Source organism: Palleronia sp. THAF1, assembly GCF_009363795.1.
In the GTDB taxonomy this organism is placed as follows: domain Bacteria; phylum Pseudomonadota; class Alphaproteobacteria; order Rhodobacterales; family Rhodobacteraceae; genus Palleronia.
This window is the reverse complement of record NZ_CP045420.1, coordinates 2,713,170-2,736,603: the sequence shown is the minus strand read 5'-3', so window position 1 is coordinate 2,736,603 and position 23,434 is coordinate 2,713,170. Positions and strand designations below refer to the sequence as shown.

Annotated in this window: 23 protein-coding genes; 20 read left to right on the top strand and 3 right to left on the bottom strand. The window is 64.5% G+C overall.

The genetic code is table 11. The annotated features are described in order from the left end of the window. Together FIU81_RS13670 and FIU81_RS13665 are read left to right on the top strand one after the other, a co-directional pair. The gene (locus FIU81_RS13670; RefSeq protein ID WP_124110782.1) at nucleotides 1-987 is read left to right on the top strand and encodes an NAD(P)H-quinone oxidoreductase; all 987 of its coding nucleotides are present in this window, start codon (nucleotides 1-3) and stop codon (nucleotides 985-987) included. 31 nt (nucleotides 988-1,018) lie between these two features. Beyond that, the gene (locus tag FIU81_RS13665; RefSeq protein WP_124110543.1) at nucleotides 1,019-2,008 is read left to right on the top strand and encodes a serine hydrolase domain-containing protein; all 990 of its coding nucleotides are present in this window, start codon (nucleotides 1,019-1,021) and stop codon (nucleotides 2,006-2,008) included. On the opposite strand, the gene FIU81_RS13660 is transcribed toward FIU81_RS13665, so the two are convergent. Then, nucleotides 2,005-2,634, bottom strand: coding sequence for a ribonuclease T2 family protein (locus tag FIU81_RS13660; RefSeq protein WP_124110544.1), 630 nt, complete (start codon nucleotides 2,632-2,634; stop codon nucleotides 2,005-2,007). The genes FIU81_RS13665 and FIU81_RS13660 overlap by 4 nt on opposite strands. Before the next feature lie 137 nt (nucleotides 2,635-2,771). Between FIU81_RS13660 and FIU81_RS13655 the strand changes: the two genes are divergently transcribed. From FIU81_RS13655 to FIU81_RS13585, 15 genes are all read left to right on the top strand, one after another. Next, entirely contained in the window at nucleotides 2,772-3,533 is a 762-nt protein-coding gene (locus FIU81_RS13655; RefSeq protein WP_124110545.1) for a DUF1013 domain-containing protein, read from the top strand. Nucleotides 3,534-3,899: 366 nt separating this feature from the next. Further along, nucleotides 3,900-4,544, top strand: coding sequence for a hypothetical protein (locus FIU81_RS13650; protein ID WP_124110546.1), 645 nt, complete (start codon nucleotides 3,900-3,902; stop codon nucleotides 4,542-4,544). Next, entirely contained in the window at nucleotides 4,541-6,970 is a 2,430-nt protein-coding gene (bcsA, locus tag FIU81_RS13645) for a UDP-forming cellulose synthase catalytic subunit (RefSeq protein ID WP_124110547.1), read from the top strand. The genes FIU81_RS13650 and bcsA overlap by 4 nt, the downstream gene beginning before the upstream one ends. Next, nucleotides 6,970-9,303, top strand: coding sequence for a cellulose biosynthesis cyclic di-GMP-binding regulatory protein BcsB (locus FIU81_RS13640; RefSeq protein WP_124110548.1), 2,334 nt, complete (start codon nucleotides 6,970-6,972; stop codon nucleotides 9,301-9,303). Before bcsA ends, FIU81_RS13640 begins: the two co-directional genes overlap by 1 nt. Further along, a complete protein-coding gene (locus tag FIU81_RS13635) occupies nucleotides 9,303-10,379 on the top strand; it encodes a glycosyl hydrolase family 8 (protein ID WP_124110549.1) in 1,077 nt (358 codons plus the stop codon). The genes FIU81_RS13640 and FIU81_RS13635 overlap by 1 nt, the downstream gene beginning before the upstream one ends. Continuing rightward, nucleotides 10,376-11,851: a hypothetical protein gene (locus tag FIU81_RS13630; RefSeq protein WP_124110550.1), complete on the top strand. Its 1,476-nt coding sequence runs from the start codon at nucleotides 10,376-10,378 to the stop codon at nucleotides 11,849-11,851. The genes FIU81_RS13635 and FIU81_RS13630 overlap by 4 nt, the downstream gene beginning before the upstream one ends. 52 nt (nucleotides 11,852-11,903) lie before the next feature. After that, nucleotides 11,904-12,335, top strand: coding sequence for a hypothetical protein (locus tag FIU81_RS13625; RefSeq protein WP_124110551.1), 432 nt, complete (start codon nucleotides 11,904-11,906; stop codon nucleotides 12,333-12,335). After that, complete coding sequence (gene acpS, locus FIU81_RS13620; RefSeq protein ID WP_124110552.1) at nucleotides 12,332-12,736, top strand: holo-ACP synthase; 405 nt, start codon at nucleotides 12,332-12,334, stop codon at nucleotides 12,734-12,736. The genes FIU81_RS13625 and acpS overlap by 4 nt, the downstream gene beginning before the upstream one ends. Nucleotides 12,737-12,831: 95 nt before the next feature. Next, the gene (locus FIU81_RS13615) at nucleotides 12,832-13,338 is read left to right on the top strand and encodes a nucleoside deaminase (protein WP_124110553.1); all 507 of its coding nucleotides are present in this window, start codon (nucleotides 12,832-12,834) and stop codon (nucleotides 13,336-13,338) included. Nucleotides 13,339-13,393: 55 nt separating this feature from the next. Beyond that, a complete protein-coding gene (gene lepB / locus FIU81_RS13610) occupies nucleotides 13,394-14,176 on the top strand; it encodes a signal peptidase I (protein WP_124110554.1) in 783 nt (260 codons plus the stop codon). After that, a complete protein-coding gene (gene rnc / locus FIU81_RS13605) occupies nucleotides 14,173-14,853 on the top strand; it encodes a ribonuclease III (protein WP_124110555.1) in 681 nt (226 codons plus the stop codon). Before lepB ends, rnc begins: the two co-directional genes overlap by 4 nt. Nucleotides 14,854-14,869: 16 nt before the next feature. Beyond that, nucleotides 14,870-15,757 (top strand): DMT family transporter, encoded by an 888-nt coding sequence (locus FIU81_RS13600; RefSeq protein ID WP_124110556.1) that lies wholly within the window; start codon nucleotides 14,870-14,872, stop codon nucleotides 15,755-15,757. An 18-nt stretch (nucleotides 15,758-15,775) separates the two neighbouring features. After that, nucleotides 15,776-16,678 (top strand): GTPase Era, encoded by a 903-nt coding sequence (gene era / locus FIU81_RS13595; RefSeq protein ID WP_124110557.1) that lies wholly within the window; start codon nucleotides 15,776-15,778, stop codon nucleotides 16,676-16,678. Continuing rightward, nucleotides 16,668-17,006: a DUF1491 family protein gene (locus FIU81_RS13590; RefSeq protein WP_124110558.1), complete on the top strand. Its 339-nt coding sequence runs from the start codon at nucleotides 16,668-16,670 to the stop codon at nucleotides 17,004-17,006. The genes era and FIU81_RS13590 overlap by 11 nt, the downstream gene beginning before the upstream one ends. Before the next feature lie 43 nt (nucleotides 17,007-17,049). Then, nucleotides 17,050-18,177, top strand: a complete 1,128-nt coding sequence (locus tag FIU81_RS13585) for a zinc-binding dehydrogenase (RefSeq protein ID WP_124110559.1) — start codon at nucleotides 17,050-17,052, stop codon at nucleotides 18,175-18,177. A gap of 57 nt (nucleotides 18,178-18,234) precedes the next feature. Here FIU81_RS13585 and aroC read toward each other — a convergent pair whose 3' ends face one another. Beyond that, the gene (gene aroC / locus FIU81_RS13580; protein WP_124110560.1) at nucleotides 18,235-19,338 is read right to left on the bottom strand and encodes a chorismate synthase; all 1,104 of its coding nucleotides are present in this window, start codon (nucleotides 19,336-19,338) and stop codon (nucleotides 18,235-18,237) included. A gap of 119 nt (nucleotides 19,339-19,457) precedes the next feature. On the opposite strand from aroC, the gene tspO reads away from it, so the two are divergent. Together tspO and FIU81_RS13570 are read left to right on the top strand one after the other, a co-directional pair. Further along, complete coding sequence (tspO, locus tag FIU81_RS13575; RefSeq protein ID WP_124110561.1) at nucleotides 19,458-19,925, top strand: tryptophan-rich sensory protein TspO; 468 nt, start codon at nucleotides 19,458-19,460, stop codon at nucleotides 19,923-19,925. Between the two features lie 22 nt (nucleotides 19,926-19,947). Beyond that, nucleotides 19,948-22,233, top strand: a complete 2,286-nt coding sequence (locus FIU81_RS13570) for a mechanosensitive ion channel domain-containing protein (RefSeq protein ID WP_124110562.1) — start codon at nucleotides 19,948-19,950, stop codon at nucleotides 22,231-22,233. Here FIU81_RS13570 and FIU81_RS13565 read toward each other — a convergent pair. Then, complete coding sequence (locus FIU81_RS13565; RefSeq protein ID WP_124110563.1) at nucleotides 22,203-22,949, bottom strand: helix-turn-helix transcriptional regulator; 747 nt, start codon at nucleotides 22,947-22,949, stop codon at nucleotides 22,203-22,205. The genes FIU81_RS13570 and FIU81_RS13565 overlap by 31 nt on opposite strands. Nucleotides 22,950-23,034: 85 nt before the next feature. Here FIU81_RS13565 and FIU81_RS13560 point away from each other — a divergent pair, with 85 nt between their 5' ends. Further along, nucleotides 23,035-23,433, top strand: coding sequence for a RidA family protein (locus tag FIU81_RS13560; protein WP_124110564.1), 399 nt, complete (start codon nucleotides 23,035-23,037; stop codon nucleotides 23,431-23,433). Nucleotide 23,434: the final 1 nt, after the last annotated feature.

Here is a 23,434-nt window from a genome sequence, read left to right as displayed (position 1 = left end):
CTGCCTGACACCATGCGTGCTGTCGAGATCACTGAGGCTGGCGGCCCGGAGGTTCTGCGCGAGACCACCCGCGATGTGCCGCAGCCGGGCGCGGGAGAGGTTATTATCAGAGTGGCCTACGCCGGGGTGAACCGGCCCGATGCGCTGCAGCGCGCGGGGGCCTACGATCCGCCACCGGGCGCGTCTGACCTGCCGGGGTTGGAGTGCTCGGGCGAAGTCGTTGCCGTGGGGCAAGGCGCGGGCCTTTCGGTGGGCGACCGCGTGTGCGCGCTGCTGCCGGGGGGCGGTTATGCTGAATATGTCTGCACCCCCGCCGCGCACTGTTTGCCCGTGCCGCAGGGGCTTTCGATGAAGCAGGCGGCAGCGCTGCCGGAAACCTACTTCACCGTCTGGACCAACGTGTTCGACCGGGGCCGCTTGCAGGGTGGTGAGACATTGCTGGTGCATGGTGGCTCCAGCGGGATTGGCACAACCGTGATCCAACTGGCCAAGGCATTCGGCGCGCGGGTCTTCACGACCGCTGGCACGCCGGAGAAGTGCAAGGCCTGCGAAGACCTCGGGGCCGAACGCGCCATCAACTACCGCGAAGAGGATTTCGTGGCGGTGACGAAAGATGCAGGCGGCGCGGATGTGGTGCTGGATATGGTCGGGGGCGACTACATCGCCAAGAACGTGAAGCTGCTGAAGCCCGACGGACGGCTGGTGATGATCGCCTTCCTTGGCGGCATGAAGGCAGAGCTGAACTTCGCGCAGGTCATGGTGAAACGCCTGACGATCACCGGATCGACCCTGCGCCCGCAGTCCGACAACGCGAAGGCCGCCATCGCGGACGCGCTGCGCGAAAACGTCTGGCCGTTGATCGTTGAGGGACGCGTGGGCCCGGTCATGGATCAGACCTTTCCGCTTCACGATGCCGCGAAGGCCCATGCCCGGATGGAATCCTCGGACCATATCGGAAAGATCATGCTGGAGGTCGCGGGCGAATAGCCGGGCCTTTGCCCGAACCCGGAGCTTGCTCATGCCGATTCTGACCCGTCGATTCGTTGTCGCATCCGGTGCCGCAGCCTGCGCTGCGCCGGTGTTCGCGCAAACCGATAGATGGACAGCACTTGCCGATCGCGCGGCGGGCTTCGATCAACTGCATGCCATCGCCGTCTGGCGCGACGGTGAAGAGGTGTTGCGCCGCCGCGTGCGCGGACCGGGTCTGGGAGAAATCGTCAACGTCAAATCCGTGTCGAAGACCTGGGTTGCCGCCTGCCTTGGCGCGGCGCTGGACCGGGGAGAGGTGCCGTCGCTCGATGCGACGCTGGGCGATCTCACGCCCGGCCTGATCCCGAACGATGCCGACCCAGTGGTGGCTGACATCACGGTAGGCCACCTTGCCTCCATGCGGGCGGGCCTCGACCGGACGAGCGGCGGCAACTACGGCCGCTGGATCGCCAGCGGCAACTGGGTTGCGAACGCACTGGGGCGCGAGATGGTGGATCAGCCGGGCGGTCGGATGTTGTATTCCACGGGCTCGACGCACGTTCTTGGCGCTGTGCTGGCAGAGGTGACGGGCCAGTCGCTGCTGTCGCAGATGCGCGACCGGCTGGGTGCGCCGCTGGGGATAGAGATCCCGTCGTGGGTCACCGATCCGCAGGGCCGCTACCTTGGCGGCAACCAGATGGGCATGACGATCGACGCCATGCTGCGCTTTGGAGAGATGCATCGGACGGGCGGCACGTGGGATGGCACGCGGGTACTGTCGGGCGATTGGATCGCAGAAGCCACCCAGCCGCGCACCCGATCCCCTTGGTCGGGCCTTGGCTACGGCTATGGCTGGTTTTTGGGCGAAGAACGCGGCGCGGATTTCGCCGTTGCGCGCGGCTACGGTGGGCAGGTCATCGCGGTCGGGCCGCGCATGGTCATGGCGATCACGTCAGACCCCAATCAGCCCGCCCGCAGCCAAGGCTACTTCGGCGAACTGATGGGGCTGGTGCGGGGCGGGATCCGACTGGCGGCCTAGTCTACCGGGTCCAACAACGCGTCCTGTTGCGTGCAATCGTGGATCACGTCCGCGCCGCAGCGCACGGGGCCCAGGTCATCGCGCGACAGGCAGATGCGAGCCTCTTGGATGCGGCGGTTCTTGCAGGTGATCGTGATCGCGTCGGGGAATAGGTATGGGTTTTCGGCCAGGAACGCCTCTTCGATGACTTTCGCGGGCACTTTCACGGGCGCGTCCAGCTTTCGCAGTACCTCTGGTCGGGTGACGGACTCGAACGCTTCACGGGCCAGCGCAAAGTAATCCTGCGCCTCTAGTCCGGCACAGCGACCGTGCTTCTTCCACTGGTACCACGCCGATCCGCCATCGCCCATGATGTCGGACATTGCCGCCGTTTCGCGGCGGGACGGATCGCGTACGGGCAGGGTGCAATACTCTGGATAGCCGCGATCATACTGCGGCCAAAGGCCGTGCATCACCCATCCCAGGGCACGGTCGCACTGCGGTGCGTCCCGCGCGTCGCCTTCCAAAGCGCACCACGTCGGCGACCATGACAGGGCCAGAACGTAGTAATCGAACTCTCCGGCGGTATCGGCAGGGGCCGTGCCGGGCAAGGTAAGGGATAGCAGCAGGGCAAGGCGTTTGAGCATTTCGACTTCCATCACGGGACCGTCGCGACTATATCTGCATCGAGTTCCCCCACAATGCGAACTTGGCCCGGACCCTCCGGGTCGGCCCGAAGCCGGGCCACGGGACAGGTTTGCTTGACGCTAAGGAGTATGGACGGATGAGCGATAAACCGATCATGGCGAAGGCCACGGCCGTCTGGCTGGTGGATAACACGACACTGACCTTCAAACAGGTCGCCGATTTCTGCGGTCTGCACGAGCTTGAAGTGCAGGGCATCGCTGACGGCGACGTGGCTGCCGGTGTGAAGGGGTTTGACCCCATCGCCAACAACCAGCTGACGCAGGACGAGATCGACGCCGCCGAGAAAAGCCCGACGCACAAGTTGAAGCTGAAGTTCAACAAGGCCGCCGTGGGCGAGGAAAAGCGCCGCGGTCCGCGTTATACGCCGCTGTCCAAGCGTCAGGACCGGCCGGCATCGATCCTGTGGCTGGTGAAGTTCCACCCCGAATTGGCAGACTCTCAGATCAGCAAGCTTGTCGGCACCACCAAGCCGACGATCCAGGCGATCCGCGAGCGCACGCATTGGAACATCAACAACCTGGAGCCGGTGGACCCGGTCGCGCTGGGCCTGTGCAAGCAGTCCGAGCTTGACCTTGCGGTTCAGAAAGCCGCCGCCAAGAAGGCGCGCGAAGGTGGCGTGATGACCGATGACGAGCGGCGCAAGCTGGTGTCGACCGAGCAAAGCCTTGCCGGTGAGACCGATCCCAAGATGCCGTCCGCGATCTCTGGGCTGGAAAGCTTCACCCTGTCTGACACCGGCGAGGAGTTGGAAGAGAAAGATGACCGCGACGTCAGCGACGCGGACAGCTTCTTCAACCTGCCGGAAGACGATGCCGACAAGGACGAAGACGATCGCTAACGAAACGTCATTTCTATAGCTTGATCGGGGCGCCCTTCGGCGCCCCTTATCTTGTGTGCGCCTTGCGCGGCGTGGTTCGAAAGACACGCGGCATGATGTAAGCGCACAAATCTCTCGCCAGGTTGCTGCAAGTGCGGCTAGGTTAAGGCCAATGTCGGGCGAAGATCCGACGTCGGGGCCTTTCTGAAGGGCACTCGGACACAACGAAGAGGAACGAGCAGTCGTCGCCTGATCCGTCACAGAACGGGCAAGCGGTGTCGTCCCTCCAGACTGAAGCGCGGTTCCCTGTCGGAACTGCCAGGGCATGGTATTGGGGACCGAGCAGGTATGCAGGCTTTAGCCGAATTGCGCCGTCACGCGAGGGGTGTGCTTGGACTGACGCTGTGCGTGGTGCTTGTGGCCTGCGGACAGTTGGAACTGTCCTCAACCTCCACCCGCTCTGAGCGTATCGAGACAACGCAGTATCGCATGATGCCTGCGGGCCGCGCCTGGCTTTATGTGCCGGGGGGGCTTCTGACGCTGGAGCGTGATCTGGGTCACGTGCAGGAGCAGAGGATCGCGCTGCCAAACCAGACCACAATGGATGGCGACAACCTGATGCTTCTGCGCACCCGCAAGGCGCAAGGCCGGTCGCGTGGACGATTGAAGCTGGAAACCTTCTTGTCTGAATCCGGCGGCCTGCCGGCCCCGTTCGAAACCGCCAAGCACGGCCAGATGCAGATCGCCGAAGACGCGCTTGGTCCATATTTCTTCCTGTCGAAGGCGATGGGGCCGGGTGTGACCTGTGTGCTGGCGATTCGGCCGATTGCGGGCTCGTCGCGGATGTTGCCCAACGGCGCGGACGCGGTGGACGTCATGCTGCGCAATTGCGTTCCCGGCGATCAGATGCAGGCGCTGGAACCGATCAAAGCCGCCGCACTGGGTCGCGCGGTCGGTGTCACGGCGGACGGCGGGCAGGCCCCGCTGCATACGCAGTCGCCCTTTGCAGCACCGGGAGCGGCCGTACGATGAGCTTGATCGCGATCAACCGCAGTCGCCAGATCCCGCTGTTTCAGGGGATGTGGCTGGCCATGTGGCTGGTCTTGTTCATGGTCATCGTGATCCTTGCCGCTGTGCCGATCTCGGTCTGGGCGCAGGCGCTTCTGGGTGTGACAGGCGTGATGCTGGTTGTATCGCTGCGGCCGTTTTCCGAAGTCGCCCCACTGCGCTTCATCATGCTGGCGACGGCGATCACCATGGTGCTGCGCTACTGGATCTGGCGCGTGACGGAAACGCTGCCGGGTTGGGACTCGCCGGTGTCGATGACCGCTGCGATCCTGTTGCTGGCGACAGAGACCTACACGATCTTCATCTTCTTCCTGACCTGTTTCATGACCGCCGATCCGGTCACGCGCCCCGCGCCACCAACGGTGGCCACCCGCGATCTGCCGACGGTCGATGTTCTGGTGCCGTCGTATAACGAACCTGCGTCGATGCTGGCCGTCACGCTGGCTGCCGCAAAGAACATGCACTACCCCAAGGACAAGCTTCGGGTCGTTCTGTGCGACGATGGCGGCACCGACGAGCGCATCAATTCCGACGATCCCGTGAAGGCAGAACAATCCGCCGCGCGGCGTGTCGAGCTGAAAAAACTTTGCGCCGATCTGGGCTGCATCTACTCCACCCGTGCCCGCAACGAGCACGCCAAGGCCGGCAACATGACGGCCGCTTTGGATCGTCTGGACGGTGATCTGGTCGCGGTGTTCGACGCAGACCACGTGCCGACGCGCGACTTCCTGGCGCGCACCGCAGGGTACTTCGTCGAGCGCGACGACCTGTTCCTTGTCCAGACCCCGCACTTCTTCCTGAATCCCGACCCGATCAATCGCAACATCGGCCTTGTCGATCACTGCCCACCCGAGAATGAGATGTTCTATGGCCACGTTCACCGTGGCCTTGACCGTTGGGACGGCACGTTCTTCTGCGGGTCTGCTGCGTTGATACGTCGCGAGGCGCTGGATTCGGTCGGCGGCTTTTCGGGCGAGACGATCACCGAGGATGCGGAAACCGCGCTGGATATTCACGCGACTGGTTGGAAGTCGCTCTACGTCAACCGCGCCATGATCGCGGGTCTGCAGCCTGAATCCTTCGTGTCCTTCATTGAACAGCGCGGGCGTTGGGCAGCAGGCATGATGCAGATGCTGCTGCTGAAGAACCCCCTGATGCGCAAGGGCCTCGGGGTCACGCAGAGGCTTTGCTATATCAACTCGATGAGTTTCTGGTTCTTCCCGGTGATCCGCATGATCTTCATGCTGGCCCCGCTGCTGTACCTGTTCTTCGGCCTGGAAATCTTCGTTGCGACCTACACGGAAGTGATCGCCTACATGGTCACCTACGTCGTGACCGCTTTCGTCGTGCAGAACGCACTATTCAACAAGACGCGCTGGCCCCTGATGTCAGAGCTCTATGAGACCGCGCAATCGCCCTATTTGGTACGCGCCATCGGTAAGACGTTCCTCAAGCCGCGTGGCGCGAAGTTCAACGTCACGGCAAAGGACGAGACGCTGGACCAGGAGTTCGTGTCGCCCATCGCCGGGCCGCTTCTGTGGCTGTTCGCGCTTCTGGGTGCCGGCGTGCTTATGGCCGGTATCCGCTATGTCATGTTCCCCGGCGACCGTGAGGTTCTGCAACTTGTCGGCGGTTGGGCGGTGTTCAACTTCGTTCTGGTCGGTGCCGCGCTTCAGGTTATCCACGAAAAACAGCAGCGCCGCGGTGCGCCGCGTGTGACGGTGGACGAGCCTGCCGATGTCGCTCTTGCAGGCCATCCCGAACGGTTGCTCCGTGCGCAGGTCTCTGACGCCTCAATCTCTGGCGTTCGCCTTATCGTCCCTGTGTCGAACGAGATTCTGCCCGGTCAGGTCGTCGAGGGCGCACCGATCGCCTTTCGTCCATTGCTGGAAGACGCGCCGTCGCTGTCGCACCCGATCAAGGGCACCGTTTGTTGGAGCCGCCGCAACGGCAATGCCATCGAGATCGGTGTCGAGATGTCGGAAGATCAACCCTGGATCGTCGCCGAAACGGTGGGCCACATGATCTACGGCAAATCCGCGCGCTGGGACGCCATCCGGCAAGGCTACTTCAAGGAAATGGGTTTGATCAGCGGCATGGCCTACATGCTCAAGCTGTCCGCGCGTGGCATGGTTCTGACCGCGAAGGCGCTGGCCGCCGAACCCGCCCGTCGGCGTCGCGTGGCAGAAGGCGAGGCGAAGCCGGGTATCGCCGCCGATGCTCCGGTGCATGTATCCGCCTTCGATGGCTACGTCGATCCTGTGCAACGCGGTGGGGCTGGCACGCCCGCATCCGTCACGTCGCTGCCGACCGCCGCGCGCAAGCCCTCTGGCGATGATGACACCTTCGTCCTGCCGCCAGAACCCATGCGGGCAGGGGGTGATCGCTGATGCGTCTGTTCCTGATGTCTCTGGTCGTGGGGCTGTGTGCCGTCGCGACGGCACACGCGCAGTCGGGCGAGGACGCGATCATCATGATCCCATCCTTCACCGCGCCGTCCGACGACACCGTCGATCCGCTGACTGAAGCCGACCCAGAAGTTGCGATGCAATCGGGCCTGGCGCGTCTGTCTCGCCAGCGTTCAGCGGATGTAACCGTCGATGAGCGCGGCCCCGACATCGCGCCGCTGCTGTCGCATCGTGCCGGCGCCAATCCGGGCCGGACCCTGCGGCTTCAGGGCGAAAACCCCTACGCCACCTTCTCTATTTTCCTGCCGCGCGAAGCGGTGCCCGGTAATCTGCGCATCCTGCATATGTCGGGCGTCGACGTGTTGCCCGAACGCTCGATCATGGAAATCACGGTCAACGACCGGGTGATCGGCTCTGCGCCGCTGGGCAATTTCGACCCCGAAGCCGAAGAACTGTTCCCCGTCCCCGGTGACATCTGGCGGCCCGGCACCAACGAGGTGAAGATCCGGCTGGAGCAGACGCACCGCCTGTTCTGCGGACCGGAAGCGGCCTTCGATCTGTGGACGGACATTGATCTGACACGTTCCGGCGCGGTTCTGGAATCCCGTCCGCTGGATCCCGGTGCCGTCGATTTTCTGGCCGGTATGGCGCATGATGCCGGTTCGGGCCTGTCCATCGCCCTGCGCGATCCAGAAGGACTGTCGCCCAAGGCGCAGCCGATGCTGGACGGATTGGCGCGCGCCTTCACCGAACTTCTGCGCGGACGGGTTCTGACGTATGAGGACAGCCCTCCGTGGGGCATGGCGCCCGCCGCCACGCTGGACCGCTCGAAGCTGCCGCCGCGTATGGCACGGATCACGCTGATCCCGACGCTTGGGCCTGCTGGGGCAGAGTATCGCCGTGGCGGCGATGGCGCGCTTGTGCTGGTGATCGCCGTGCCGCCTGACGGTATCGACGCTGCCGCCGCGAAAGCTCTGCTGGATGGAGCGCTCAGCGACGTGTCCACCGCCGCCTTCGCGCGGGATGCCGACGCCGTGCAAAAGGGCATCGACCCCCGCACGCGCATGGCCGCCGGAGAGCCAGTGACGCTGGACAGCATCGGTATGGGCACCACCCGGACGGTCAGCCACTACTTCCGTCGCGACCAAGTGTTCACCCTGCCGCGCGATTGGCTGGTTTTGACGGCGCAGAAGGCGATCCTGCACCTGGATTACATCTACGCACGCGGTCTGCCCGAAAAGTCGATGCTGCTGATCCGCATCAACGGCGAGACGGTGCGCCTTCTGCCGCTGGTGGAAGACGGTGGCGAGTTGATCGAGCAGTTCCCGATCAAGTTTTACGCCAACCTTCTGAAGGAAGGCCCGAATCTGCTGCAGTTCGAAGCGTTGATCCCAGGCGCGTCCGAAGACATGGCCTGTCCAGAGGCCCGGTTCCCGAAGCTGGAAATCAGGGGAACCTCGACCCTGACCGTTCCCCCGTCGCCCAAGTTGCGGCTGAACGGGCTGCGTCTGCCGGTCTACGCGCTGCGCGGTGGCAATATCACGCTGAATGGCGCACCGCTGGACAGCCTGCCCGCCGCCGACCGTATGACGGTCGTGGCCACGCTGGGCGAGCCGTCGACCTACGCCAGCCGCCTGACCGCGGTGACCGCCGATCAGGTCACCGGGCTCCCGATGGGAGATTATGATCTTGCGCCCGACGCCATTGCGCAGGTCGTCTCTCGTGCGCCCGAAATCGCTCCATTGGCCATGCCGTCTGTCGACAAGATAGGTGAACTGCCCGAGGACCTGTTCGGTGCGCCGCCGGGTGTCGCGCTGGACCCAAAGCCGTTCCTTGGCAGCATCGTGTCGGGCTGGGGCGCGCGCGCCGATGGGCTGCGCAACCGCATTGGCAGCATTCGGGATCGGATTTTGCCCGACGCCGACGCCGAGGCGAAAGCCTGGCTGGACCGTCAATCCGGGCGCGCCGTCCTGGTGCAACTGGACGACAGCGATCCCCGCTCGATCCACCTGATCCTTGGGCGCGATGTGCCCCTGACCGAAGTGGCGGCCTCTATCTCTGCAGCGCGCCGCACGATTGGTGGCCCGCACGGTCAGCTTTCCGTTCTGGGTGACGACGGGCTGTGGCGGTCGTGGGCCGACAGCCGTCGTCTGCCCGTGTTGCGCGAGCCGCTGACGTTACGCAACGCGCGGCAAGTCATGGGCAACTATGCCTCGTGGTCGCCGGTGGCGTTTACCGCACTGCTGTTTTTCCTGGCGCTTCTGGCCGCGATGGTCGCGCTGCGCCTTGTTGTGATGACCCGAGGAGAGAAGTGATGAACCGCCGCTCGGTCTTGGCCCTCTTGGCCGCAACTCCACTCGCCGCGCAGACCGCCGCCGCGCGTGGCTGGGCAGACGAGGGCGCGGCCCACCCTGTCGCCGCCGCGTGGGAGGCGTGGAAAGACGCGCATCTCGACGAATCGGGCCGCGTGATTGACCGCCTTCAGGGACTTGTCAGCCACTCCGAAGGGCAGGGCTACGGCATGACGCTGGCTGAACGGATGGGCGATCAGCCCGCGTTCGAGGCGATGTTCCGCTGGACCGAAGAGAACCTGGCCGTGCGCCCCGATGCACTGCTGGCGTGGCGCTGGGCACCGGATGCACCGAACCCGGTCGCTGATTCCAACAACGCCAGCGACGGCGATCTTTTCTACGCATGGGCGCTGATGCGCGCCGCGGTCCGCTTCGATCGGCCGGAGTGGCATTCCCGCGCAGAGGCGATCACCCGTGATCTGGAAGCGAAATGCGTGGTGGATTTCCCCGGCCACACGGGCGCGTTCCTGTTCCTGCCGGGGGCCTTCGGGTTCGAGTTGGAAACCGGATACGTGATCAATCCATCGTACTACATGCTTCGCGCGATGGAGGATCTGGGCAAGGCTTACGGCGCGCCGCGTCTGGTCACCGCAGCTGCCAACGGTGACGTGTTGTTGGCCGAACTGGCCCGAATGGGGCCGGTGCCCGACTGGGTCGAGGTGACGGAAAGCGGGCTAAGCCGGTCCGAGCAATTCTCGGCCAACTCTGGATACGAGGCGCTGCGCGTGCCGCTGTGGATGATCTGGTCACGCAAGCCCGAGCACCCCGCCCTGACCACGGCGTTCCGGCCTGAGACCGCGCGCGAACTGTCCGGTGAACTGGCTGCGACTGTCGTGGATTACAAGACCGGCGCCGTGCTGGAGACTTCGACAGAGCCGGGCTACCGCGCCGTGTCATCGCTGGCTGCCTGCATGGTCCAGAACCAGCCCGGATCGGCGATGCCGCCTTTCGATCCCGAACAGACCTACTACCCCGGAACGCTGCACCTGTTCGCGTTTCTCGCCCAGATCGAGGTTACGCCCGAATGTTTCCCCCTATGAGTTTCGCGCCCCTGTCCAGCCCACGCGATGCCGCCCGTCTTACATGGCGGCTGGTGCGCAACGCGGTCCTGATCGGGATCTTCGGCATCCTCGCGCTGGCTGAAGTCGCGCGCGCTGAAGAACTGGCGGCGGGCGAATTGCGCGCCCTGCGCTACTATCTGGAGCAAGGCGACCAGCGCTCGGCACAGGCCGAGATGCGCCGCTTGCGCGCGCTTCATCCCGACTGGGTGCCGCCAGCGAGCTTGGAAGAGTTGAAGCAAGTTACCAGCGCGCCCTCTGGTCCGGGCGAAGACGCCAACCGCATCTGGAAGCTGATCGAGATCGGCAACTTCACCGCCGCACGCGGGCGACTGGATCACCTGCGTGGCGTCCATCCCAACTGGGAGCCGCCGACCGAGATGGTGCGTCTGCTGTCGCTGGGCGAGGCGCAACAGAACTTCGACGCCGCCGTGTCTGCGGGCGATGCGGGGACTGCGATCAACGTGGTGCGCAAGACCCCGCAGATCCTGCGCTGCGACCGTGTGAACAACGCGTGGCAACTGGCCGTCATGCAGCGCAAAGCGGGTGATACGAACGGTGCTTTGAATACCTATCGCGGGGTTCTGGGGTCCTGCACCGACAGCTCTGTCGTCGTGGCCACTTTGGAAAAGTCGAATGAGATCGCCAGCCCCGAGCAACTGTCCGAGCTTGCCGATCACGCGCGCCGCTCTCGTCCCGCGCTGACGCCCTCGATCGATGTGGTCGAGCGTCGCTTGCTGGGCGGCGGCGCGCCGCAGAAGCAGACTGCCGAAGCCCCCGCTCCGGCGGCGCAGAAGCCCGCGGTTCCCGCGGCTCCCGCCCAAACGCCCGCTCCGGCGCAGACGACGCAAGCCACGCAACCGTCGCAACCCGTTCCTGCTGGCAAACTGCCCGCCAAGGGCGATGGACGGGTCGATTCGGTGCGCGCCGCTGCCAAGATCGGTGACTGGGCCAGCTGCCTTGCCCGCTCTACCAACCCGCGCTCCATCGATATCCTGTATGAGCGCGCGTGGTGCGCCTACAACAAGGACCGCACGCTGGAGGCGCTGGCCGCATTCCGCGTCGCCTCGACCGCGCCTTTGGGGGCGACCGTGCAGCGCGACGCGCGCTTCGGCATGACGCTGGCCCTGCTGGCCAACTGGATGACGGAAGACGCCGCGCGGCTGGCTGCATCGACGAACCTGACGCAGACCCAACGCGTGCAGGTCGAAGGCGCGATCCTGGACCAGCGTGGCGTGCGTGCGTTCCAGCTGGATCGGTTCGAGGAGTCGATCAACTATCTGAACGCGCTTGAAAAGCTGACAGGCTCGATCCGCCGCGATCTGGCCGTGATGCGCGCCTACGCCTATCTCAACTCCGGCCAGCGGCAGGTCGCGCGAGAGCAGTTCCAGATGCTGCATGACCAGATGGCGACGACCGAAACACGCAAGGGCCTGAGCGCGGCGATGAACTGACGGGCTGTCGCGCGGCAAACCCGCGCTAGGTCTACCGGGAAAGGAGAGCCCCATGCTTCGTGTCATCGCCCTTACGCTTTTTCTGCCCGCCACCGCGCAGGCGCAGTCCTTCGTGGACTGCGACCACTTCGCCGCGAATGCGCGCAATCTAACGCAGCCCTTTGCGGACGCCACGCGCACCTACGCCAATGGCGCGATCTCGCTTCTGTCGCTGGATACCGGGGGCGAGCCCGCGTGCTGTTCGTCCTACGTCATGGTGCTGGCACCGGACCCGGAGCAGCCGTTTCAGATCTGTCAGCTTCTGACGCAAGACGGTGACAGCGGGTATTCGGGCGTCGATCTGACAGGCGTTCGGTCCAGCTACGACGCCGCCACCGGTCTGACGCTGCGGGTTCCGGTGGGCATCTACAATGGCGCGGGCAGCGATCCTGCGACCGTGGCGATCACCATAAACCAGCAGACTGGCGTAATCCGCGCGCGATGATCTTGGGAATCGGCACCGATCTGGCGAATATCGAGCGCATCGCGGGCGTGCTCGACCGCTTTGGCGACCGCTTCCGCAACCGCGTGTTCACCGACACCGAACAGCGCAAGGCAGTGCGACGTCAGGACACCCCCGGCACCTACGCCAAGCGCTGGGCGGCGAAAGAGGCATGTTCGAAGGCACTGGGCACAGGCCTGCGCATGGGGATCGCTTGGAAAGATATGGCGGTGACGAACCTGCCGACCGGCCAGCCCGTCATGCATGTAACCGGCTGGGCCGCCGACCGACTGGCGCAGATGACGCCGGAAGGGCACGAGGCGATCATCCACGTCACGCTGACCGACGACCATCCCTGGGCGCAGGCCTTCGTGGTGATAGAGGCTCTGCCTGTCAGCCGTTAGAACCGCCTCCGGCGGAGGTATTTACGGAACGATGAAGTCGCAGGAACCGCGTACCGACCGGGCCGTTGGCCGGGGTCACAGCGAGGAGAGGCTTCATGTCCGACACCGACCACCAGATCGAACCGACGGACGCAGAGCGCGCCGCCTTGGGTAAAGCCATCCGCCGCGCATTCGAGATCAGCGAAAGCCACGACGACCGCGCGCCCATCGTCGCGGCCATCCTGATGGACGACGAGGTGATCGCCTGGGGCGATAACGAAGTGCATGTGGACGACGACCCCTCGCGCCACGCCGAAATCGTCGCGATGGCGAATGCCGCCGCCGATAACCCGGAGAAGGGCCTGAAAGGAGCGTCCATCGTCACGACCCTTCAACCCTGTGAGATGTGCGTCGGCGCCATCGGCATGGCCGGGATCGAACGTGTCATCTTTGCCGCCGGCCGCCCTGCCGTGCGGGATCGCTATTTCGCCTACCACGGTCTGTCGCTGCAGGATTTTGCCGCCGCAGCCGATGCGCCCTTCGGCTGGGCCGGGCCGGTGATGCAGGATGACGTGCTGCGCCTCTATGCCGATCCGTCCGACGTGCCGGACCCCGAGGATTGACACCACCACCGCCCCCGCCCATTGAAGCGCGGCATTCCAATGGGGACCACGCGGCATGGCCAAGGAAAAAGACGGCGGCATTCTGGAGACCGTGAAGACGGTTGTCTCTGCGCTGCTGATCGCGGGCATTTTCCGCACGCTGTTTTTCCAACCCTTCTGGATTCCGTCGGGGTCCATGAAGGACACGCTGCTGGTCGGCGACTTCCTGTTCGTCAACAAGATGACCTACGGCTACTCGCAGTATTCCTGCCCGTTCTCTGTCTGCACCTTCATCGACGGTCGCTGGTTCGGATCGCAACCCGACCGTGGCGATGTTGTCGTGTTCCGCCATCCGGTGACGGGCAGCGACTTCATCAAGCGTCTGATCGGCCTGCCGGGTGATACGGTGCAGGTGCGCGACGGCGTGCTGTACATCAACGATCGCGCCGCTGAGCAGACGCCCGATGGCACTTTCGTCGAGACCTTCGAGAAGCAGGGCCCACTGGGCAACCTGCCGCAATGCGCAAACGCTGGCGTGGCGCTGGGGGGAGAGTGCATCAAGGAGAAGTTCATCGAGCAATTGCCCGATGGCCCCGCCCACTCGATCCTGAACGTCCGCGAAAGCCGTCTGGATAACACGCCAGTCTATACGGTGCCCGAAGGACAGTTCTTCTTCATGGGCGACAACCGCGACAACTCGACCGACAGCCGCGTCAGCCAGAACGCGATGGGCGTCGGGTTCGTGCCGTTCGAGAACTTGATCGGTCGCGCGGACCGGGTGATCTTTTCGTCCGCTGGCCGGTCCATGCTGTTCTTCTGGACGTGGCGTCCCGACCGTTTCTATGAGAAGATCGAGTGAGCCTGACGGCCGAGCAATCCGCGCTTGCGGGGCGGTTGGGCCATGACTTCGCCCGCCCCGAATTGCTGATCCGTGCGTTGACGCATGGCTCTATCGCCAGTGCCACCCGTCCGGACAATCAGCGTCTGGAATTCCTGGGCGACCGGGTGCTGGGGCTGGTCATGGCAGAGGCGCTGCTGGAGGCCGACACCAAGGCCGCCGAAGGCCAGCTTGCCCCCCGGTTCAATGCGCTTGTGCGCAAGGAAGCCTGTGCCGAGGTCGCGCGGTCGATTGAGTTGGGCGAGGTGCTGCGGCTGGGCCGGTCAGAGATGATGTCTGGCGGACGGCGGAAGGAAGCGCTTCTGGGCGACGCGATGGAGGCGGTGATCGCCGCCGTCTATCTGGACGGCGGGTTCGAGGCGGCGCGGCAGGTGATCCTGCGCCTTTGGGGCGGACGAATCGATGGGGTTGAGGCTGATGCCCGCGATCCCAAGACCGCGCTGCAGGAATGGGCGCAGGCCCGCAAGCTGCCCCCGCCCGAATACGTCGAGGTCGCGCGAAGCGGCCCCGATCATGCGCCTGTCTTCACCATCGCGGCAAAGCTGAAGGGCGGACAGACTGCCGAGGCGACGGCCAAGTCGAAGCGTGAGGCCCAGCAGAAGGCGGCGGCGGCCCTTCTGGCGCAGGTCGAGGGATGACACCCCCCGTCGCGCCATGAGATCGCCCAACCTGATCGGCAGCGCCTTCATGGTGCTGGCCATGATCGGCTTCGGGATCGAGGACGCCCTGTTCAAATCCGCCACCGCCAGCGTCTCTGCCGGAGTCGGCACGTTGATCTTCGGGCTGGTTGGGACGGCGCTGTTCGTTGCGCTGTCGATGCACGCGCGCGAATCCGTCTGGCCCCGTGCCCTGTTCTCCACCCCGCTTCTGTGGCGTTCGGTGTGTGAGACCGGCGGACGCCTGTTCTTCGCCCTCGCGCTGGCCTTCGCGCCGCTCGCGACGACGTCTGCCATCCTGCAAGCCGCGCCGCTGGTCGTGACGGCAGGGGCGGCACTGATCCTGGGAGAACACGTTGGCCGCGCACGTTGGGTGGCCATGGGAGTCGGGTTCGCGGGCGTGCTGTTGATCCTGCGGCCATGGGGTGCGGACTTCAGCCCCGCGCTTCTGTTTGCCGTCGGCGGGATGCTGGGCTTCGCGGGCCGAGACCTGGCCACCCGCGCTTCTGCCCCCAGCCTGTCGGCACGCCAGCTGGGCACATCCGGCTTCGCCATGGTCATCTTGGCGGGCGCAATCATCACCCTTTTCGAGCCTGTTAGCCAGGCGCCAGACGCCCGCGCCCTGATCCGCCTGCTTGCCACGGGGTGCGTCGGTGTCCTTGCCTATACCGCTCTCACACGCGCCATGCGCAGCGGAGAGGTCTCGGTCGTCGCCCCCTTCCGTTACGCTCGCTTGCTGGTCGCGCTAATCCTGGCGTTCTTGATCTTCGCCGAACGCCCCGACGCCATCATGCTGATCGGCGCGGTCTTGATCGTCGGCAGCGGCATCTACACCTTGGCGACCTCTGGTCCCGCCCGCCGATCCCGGCTAGAACCACCCGCCTGACATCGAAGGACACGCCCCATGACCACCCGCGCCGGATTCGTCGCCCTGATCGGAGAGCCCAATGCGGGCAAGTCGACGCTGCTGAACCGGATGGTCGGCGCGAAGGTGTCGATCGTGACGCACAAGGTTCAGACGACGCGCGCTCGTATCCGGGGTGTGGCGATGGAGGGCGATGCGCAACTGGTCTTCGTTGACACGCCCGGCCTGTTCCGCCCGCGTCGCCGTTTGGACCGCGCCATGGTTGCCGCCGCTTGGAACGGGGCCGCCGACGCCGATCTGGTGGTCCTGCTGGTCGAGGCACATCGCGGTCTGACGGACGGGGTCGAAGCGGTCATCGCCTCGTTGGAAGAGCGTGAGGCCAAAGGCGTCATCCTTGCCATCAACAAGATCGACCGGGTCGAATCGCCCGCCCTGCTGGCGCTGACCAAGAAGCTGAACGACCGCTTCGCCTTCGCCGATACCTTCCTGATCAGCGCCGAACGTGGTCACGGCACCGACGATCTGCGCCGCGCCCTGGCCGAACGCCTGCCTGAAAGCCCGTGGCTCTATCCCGAAGAGCAGATCGCCGACCTGCCGCTGCGCATGATCGCCGCCGAAATGACGCGCGAAAAGCTGACCCTGCGCTTGCATCAGGAACTGCCCTACCAGCTGACGGTGGAAACCGAGGCGTGGGAGGAAAAGGACGACGGGTCGGTAAAGATTTCCCAGCTGATCTACGTCATTCGCGACGGCCACAAGGGAATCGTGCTGGGCAAGAAGGGCGAGACGATCAAGGCTGTGTCCCAGGCCGCCCGCGCCGAGATGGCAGAGTTTCTGGGCCGCACCGTGCACCTGTTCCTGCAAGTAAAGGTCCGCCCCGGCTGGCTGGACGATGCCGACCGCTACACGGAAATGGGCCTCGATATCCGCGATGCCGAGTAGCCCACGGCTGGCCAGTGGCCTTTGGGTCGCAGCCTATCTGCGGCGGCTGTCGCTTGCCGATATCCCCGCCTTCGTGGTGGCACGCGGCGACGACACGGCCGGTGCGGTTTTGGTGAAATGCGCGACGCTGGACGGTCAGGCAAAGGCCTTCCAGCGACAGTGGGACTTCGAGACCGATACGCGCGTCTGGATCACCTTCGCCGCAGGGGCCGAGCGTGACGTCGATGATGCCATTGCCGCCCAACGCCGATCCGACCCGGACATCTGGGTGATCGAGGTCGAGGATCGCGCGGGCCGCACGCTTCTGGACGAAGACGGGCTGGCCTGATCCGCAAGCTCGGTCCATGATCCCGGCAAAACGGGAGGGACCGATGAGAACACGTATCGCCATGCTGTCCGAGATGGGCTTGCCGCGCCCCTATACCGACTCGCAGCCGCTGAAGATCGTCGAGGCGATGCTGGACGACCCCGGCCCCAACGACTTGCGCGTGAAGATAGCGGCGGCGGGCGTCTGCCACTCTGACCTGTCATCCATCAACGGCGACCGACCGCGCGTCATGCCGCTGGCTTTGGGGCACGAAGCGTCCGGCGTCGTCGAAGAGGTCGGCGCAAACGTCACCCGCTTCGCTCCCGGCGATCACGTTGTTCTCGTCTTCGTGCCGTCCTGCGGCCAGTGTCTGCCCTGCGCCGAAGGCCGCCCGGCCCTGTGTCAGCCCGCCGCCGGGGCCGCAGCCAGCGGCACGCTTCTGTCGGGAGAGCGCAAGATCAGCGTGAACGGCACCAAGATCGACCATCACATCGGCGTCTCGGCCTTCTCGGACCGCGTGGTGATCGACCAGGGATCCGCGGTGAAGATCGCCACCGACATCCCGCTGGAGCAAGCCGCGTTGCTTGGCTGCGCGGTGCTAACCGGTGCGGGCGCGGTGCTGAATTCCGGGGCGCTGAAGGCGGGGCAAAGCTGCGCCATCGTCGGTTTGGGCGGTGTTGGTCTGGCGGGCCTGCTGGCCGCACTCGCAGGCGGCGCGCAGCCGGTGGTCGCCGTCGATATCGCGGCAGACAAGCGCGAAACGGCGCTGTCGCTGGGCGCGCACCACGCCATCGACCCGGCCGCGCCCGACGCGCTGGAGCAGTTGCAAAAGCTGACCGGCGGTGGCGTCGATCTGGCGGTGGAACTGGCAGGTTCTGCCAAGGCGCTGAAATTCGCGTGGGACGCCACCAAACGCGGCGGCACGACCGTAACGGCTGGTCTGCCAAACCCCGCCGACGCGCTGTCGATCCCGGTTTCGGCTCTGACCGTCAGCGAAAAGACCCTCAAGGGCAGCTACGTCGGCTCCTGCGTCCCCAAGCGCGACATTCCGCGTTTCGCCGCACTGATGATGGCGGGGCGCCTGCCGATCGAGAAGCTGATGACCCACCGGATCAAGCTGGAAGACATCAACGAGGGTTTCGAGCGCCTCGCCGCCGGAGAGGCGATCCGGCAGGTCATCGTCTTTGACTAACGCTTCATCGTTCTTGAAATACCTCGGGGGAGCGCGAAGCGCGGGGGCAGCGCCCCCTTAACCGATCCGACCGCGCGGACCCTCTCCAACCTGCGCGCGGTGGAGCAACAAATGATCCAGCATCACCGCTGCTGCCATCGCCTCGGCCACCGGGACGGCGCGGATGCCGACGCAGGGATCGTGACGGCCCTTGGTGATGATTTCGGCGGGGTCGCCCGCCTTCGTGATCGTCTTGCGAGTCGTCAAGATCGAAGACGTCGGCTTCACGGCGAACCGCACGACGATATCCTGCCCGGTGGAAATCCCGCCCAGAATGCCGCCCGCATGGTTCGAGCCGTAGACCGGCCCGTCCGGTCCCATGGAGATCTCGTCCGCGTTCTCTGATCCCGTCAATAGAGCGGCGGCCATGCCATCGCCGATCTCGACACCCTTCACGGCGTTGATCGACATCATCGCTGCGGCAAGATCGGTGTCGAGCTTGGCATAGACCGGCGCGCCCAAGCCTGAGGGTGCGCCGGATACCCGGACCTCGATCAACGCGCCGACCGAGTCGCCCGATTTGCGCAGCGCGTCGAGGTAGGCGGCCCAGACCTCGGCGGCTTCGGCGTCGGGGGTCCAAAAGGGATTCTGTTCGATCTGGTCCCAGTCGTAGTGCGACGGGTCCGCGCGGTGCGGGCCCATCTGCACCATGTAGCCGGTGATCTTCATATCCGGCACCATCGACCCAAGCACCGCCCGCGCCACCCCGCCCGCAGCCACGCGCGCCGCCGTCTCGCGCGCCGAAGACCGCCCGCCGCCGCGCGGATCACGGATGCCGTATTTCTGCCAGTAGGTGATATCGGCATGGCCGGGGCGGAATTTCTCGGCGATGTCGCCATAGTCCTTCGAGCGCTGGTCCGTATTGCGGATCGCCAGTTGAATGGGTGTGCCCGTGGTCTGGCCCTCATAGACACCCGACAGGATTTCCACCGCATCCGCTTCCTGCCGCTGGGTGGTATAGCGGTTTTGCCCCGGTTTGCGCTTGTCCATCCAGACCTGCAGGTCAGCCTCGGTCAGCGCCACACCCGGCGGGCAGCCATCCACCGTCGCGCCCAGGGCAGGGCCGTGGCTTTCGCCCCAAGTGGTGACGCGGAAGAGGTGTCCGTAGGTGTTCAGGCTCATGGCGCGGCTCCGGTTTTACAGGCTTCACGCGCAGTTATCGGGCCGGTCACGCCTTGTTCAACCCATATCCCGCCATGCGTGGGGTGGACGCGGGGCGCGAACGGCGTATCTGGCATCCCATGGACTGGACCCTTTTCTTCATTTTTCTGCTGGCTTGCGCCGGTGCCGCCACGACCGGAGCGATGTTCCAGCCGGGCAAATGGTACGATGAGCTGCGCAAACCGGGCTTTACGCCGCCCAACTGGGTGTTCCCGGTGACGTGGACGGTCCTCTACATCTGCATCGCGGTCGCTGGCGCTCGAGCAGCACCGCTGGACACGACGGGTCACGCCATGGCGATCTTCGCCGTGCAGATCGCGTTCAACACGCTGTGGACGCCGGTCTTCTTCGGGCTGCACAACACCAAGGCTGGACTGGTCGTCATCGGCATCCTGTGGCTGTCGGTGGCCGGAACGCTTTGGCAGTTCTGGCAACTCGACTGGATCGCCGGTCTTTTGTTCGTGCCGTATCTTGTGTGGGTAACCATCGCATTCGCGCTTAATTTCGAGGTTTGGCGGCTGAACCGGGCCCGCCCCATCGCCACCTGACCCCATCCGACGGAGCCCCTTCATGGCCCTTTCCGCAAAGTTGCTTCGGCTGCTGATTCTGCCGCTATTTCTTGTCATTGGCACATCCGCCATGGCGCAGGACGATGCGACGGCAGAGACCGGCGCGACCGAATTGCAGACCCTGATAGACGTGCTGGAAAACGATACGGTCCGCGCCGATCTGATCGAACGGCTAAAGGCAGAGGCTGCCCCGGAAGAGGCGGATATCCCGGACATCATCGATCCGTCCTCGCAGATATCGGTTGCGCGAAAGGTGGCCCAGTTCACGCAGGACGCGGCGCAGTCCGCCGCGAACGGCATTCAGGACGTGCTTGGCGCGATTGACCGACTTCCGGACATCTTCGGCGGATTGTCCGGCCTGAACGCGGCATTCTTCATCGAGTCCTTCGGAGAGTTGCTGGTTCTTTTCGTCGGCACCGTGGCGATCTTTTACATTCTGCGCCGCATCGCGATGCTTGCGTTTCGGCGGCTGAATTCCAAAGTCGAGCGCAGTTCGACGATGATGAAGATCGTGATCTTCATCATATCATTGATCATCGACCTTCTGCTTGTCGTGGTGGCGACGGCGTTCGGCTATGCCCTTGCCGTACTTGCCTTGGGCGAGGTGGGCCAAATCGGTATTCGCCAGACGTTGTTCCTGAACGCCTTCTGGATCGTCGGTGTGATCCGAGTGGGCGTGCGGATGATCCTGTCGCCCGCCGCCGGTCAGATGCGCCTACTGCCCATGAAGGACGATACAGCCACAGGCTTGAACGCTTGGGTGTCCCTTATGGTGTCGCTGGTTGGCTACGGGCAGCTTCTACTGGTGCCGGTCGTCAACCAAGAGGTGTCCTACGCAGCCGGATCGGCTCTGACGGCGTTCATAGCGCTGCTGGTTCTGGCCTTTGCCGTCATCATGGTGCTGCGCAATCGTACTAAGCTCGCGGATTGGCTGACGGGCGATCAGGGCATCGTGCGCAAGCGTGGTGGTCTGGGCTGGCTGGCACGCCACTGGCACTGGCCGGTGCTTGCCTACCTTTTCGCGATGTTCATCATCGTGCTCGCCAGCCCACCCAATCTGGTCTTCAGCTCGCTAGCGACCTCTGGGCAAGTGGTGCTGGTGGTTCTGGCCGGTGTCGCGCTTAGCACGTTTCTGACCCGTGTGATGCAGAATGGCATCCAGATCCCGGCATCCACGAGGGACCGTCTTCCGCTGCTGGAAACCCGCCTGAACCGGTTCGTGCCGAAAGCGCTTGCCGTTCTGCGGTTTATCATCGTCGCTTTCGTGATCCTGTTCGCGCTGAACGCCATCAACCTGGTATCCTTCACCGAATGGCTGAGCAGCGAGATGGGACTAAGGTTTACCGGCAAGTTCATTTCGGTGACGCTGATCCTGCTGGTGGCTTTCGCCATCTGGGTCGCGCTGACGTCTTTCGTGGACTACCGGCTGAATCCACAATACGGCACCATCGCCACCAGCCGCGAGCAGACGTTGCTGTCGCTGGCGCGCAATGCGGGCACGATCACACTGTTGATCATCACGTTGATGTTCGTGCTGGCAGAGATCGGGCTGAACATCGCGCCGCTTCTGGCCTCTGCCGGTGTGCTGGGTCTGGCCATCGGTTTCGGTGCGCAGAAGTTCGTGCAGGACATCATCACCGGTCTGTTCATCCAGTTCGAAAATGCCTTCAACGTGGGTGACGTCATCACCGTGGGTGGCATAACCGGCACGGTAGAGCGGTTGACGATCCGCTCGGTCAGCCTGCGCGACGTCTCCGGCGTCTATCACATCATCCCGTTCAGCAGCGTGGACATGGTGTCGAACTACATGCGCGATTTCGGTTACTTCCTCTGCGATATGGGCGTCGCCTACCGTGAGAACGTGGACGAGGTGAAAGTCGCCATGACCGATGCCTTCGACGAACTTCGCGCGGGGGAGGCCTTCGGCGGTAATGTTATCGGCGACTTCGAGTGGTTCGGCGTTCAGGCACTGGCGGACAGCGCCGTGATCTTGCGAGCTCGCATAAAGTGTATCCCGGGCACGCAATGGGGCGTCGGTCGCGAGTACAACGAGATCTGCAAGCGCATTTTCGATGAGCGCGGTATCGAGATCCCGTTCCCGCACCAGACGCTGTTCTTGGGCGAATCGAAAGACGGCAAGACGCAGACCTTCAACGTCTCTGGCCGGACGCAGATCGAGGGGCGGGTCGGAAGCTTGTCCGAACCAGACGAGACCAAGCGACGGGATGTGGACGACGCCCGCACGGTCGAACCCGCTCAGGACGCACCGCTCGACGACGGAGAGTAGGGTGGCAGGCCGCTGTAGGGGCTGACATCGGCGGCGAATGGAACATGGCGTCGGCGGAAGTTGGTGCCCTCGACCCGTTCGGGAACGGCGATCCGGTCCATGCGGAAGTGCCGGAAGTCATCGCGCGCCGGGTCCCAGGCCACCATATACCACAGCGGCGGCAGGATCAGCATCGCCTGCGGCTCGACGATGCGTTCGGTTTGCCGGCCCTTGGCATCCGTGTAGGTGAACCGCAGGTGCTGACGCTGCAGGAATGCGCCCTCGAAGGCGGACAGAAGATCGGGGTCCATCTGGCCGACATTCGATAAGTCCTGCCGGGGTGGAATCTCACCTACGTAGAGGCACGCCATGAATTCCCGCAGGTCGCGCAATCGGTCAGCGGGCAGTGCCGCCTCGATCCGGGCGAGCCCGCTGTCGGCAAGACTCTGGAATGGCAGACTGCGGGCGGCTCGCATTGCCGCGATGCCAAGGATCAACGCGAAGACCTCTGATACCGACAAACGCGCAATTGTGCGCACCGATTGCGCGTCAAGTCGTACGCCCCCGCCGCGGCCCGGATCGGTGTCGATCACGTAGCCCTCTTCGCGCAGCGCGCCGATGTCTCGCAAGACCGTGCGCCTGGATGCGCCGACAACCTGAGCCAGTTCGGCAACCGTGGCTGACCCGTTCCGGCGCAAGTGGCGGATGATGGCATCTTGGCGGTGGCGAACGGTCATCGCGCTCCACGCGTCTGTATGGTGACAAGATATGACACCTTTTGACTCTAGGTCGTGGCATCGCAACCCGACAAGGAGAATTGTCATGCAACGTACACCCGTGAACCCTTGGGACTGGTCCCTTTCGCTTGGCTACAATCAGGCCGAGATCATAGAAGGCGCAACCCGCCGCCTTATCTGCTCCGGCCAGACGGCTGTGGATTCCGGAGGCGCGCCGCAGCATCCCGGCGACATGCGCGGCCAGATCGCTCTTGCGCTGGATAATCTGCAGGCCGTGCTGGAGGCTGGTGGCATGGGGCTTGGAAACGTGACCCGCCTCGGCGTTTACGCGACCGACGTCGATGCGGCCCTCGCAAACTTCGATCTCATGGGCCAGCGGTTCGGACCAACGGGCAACACCCCTCCCATGACGTTGCTGGGTGTCACTCGTCTCGCCATTCCAAGCCTGATGTTCGAGATCGAGGCAGAGGCATTGGCGCGATAGG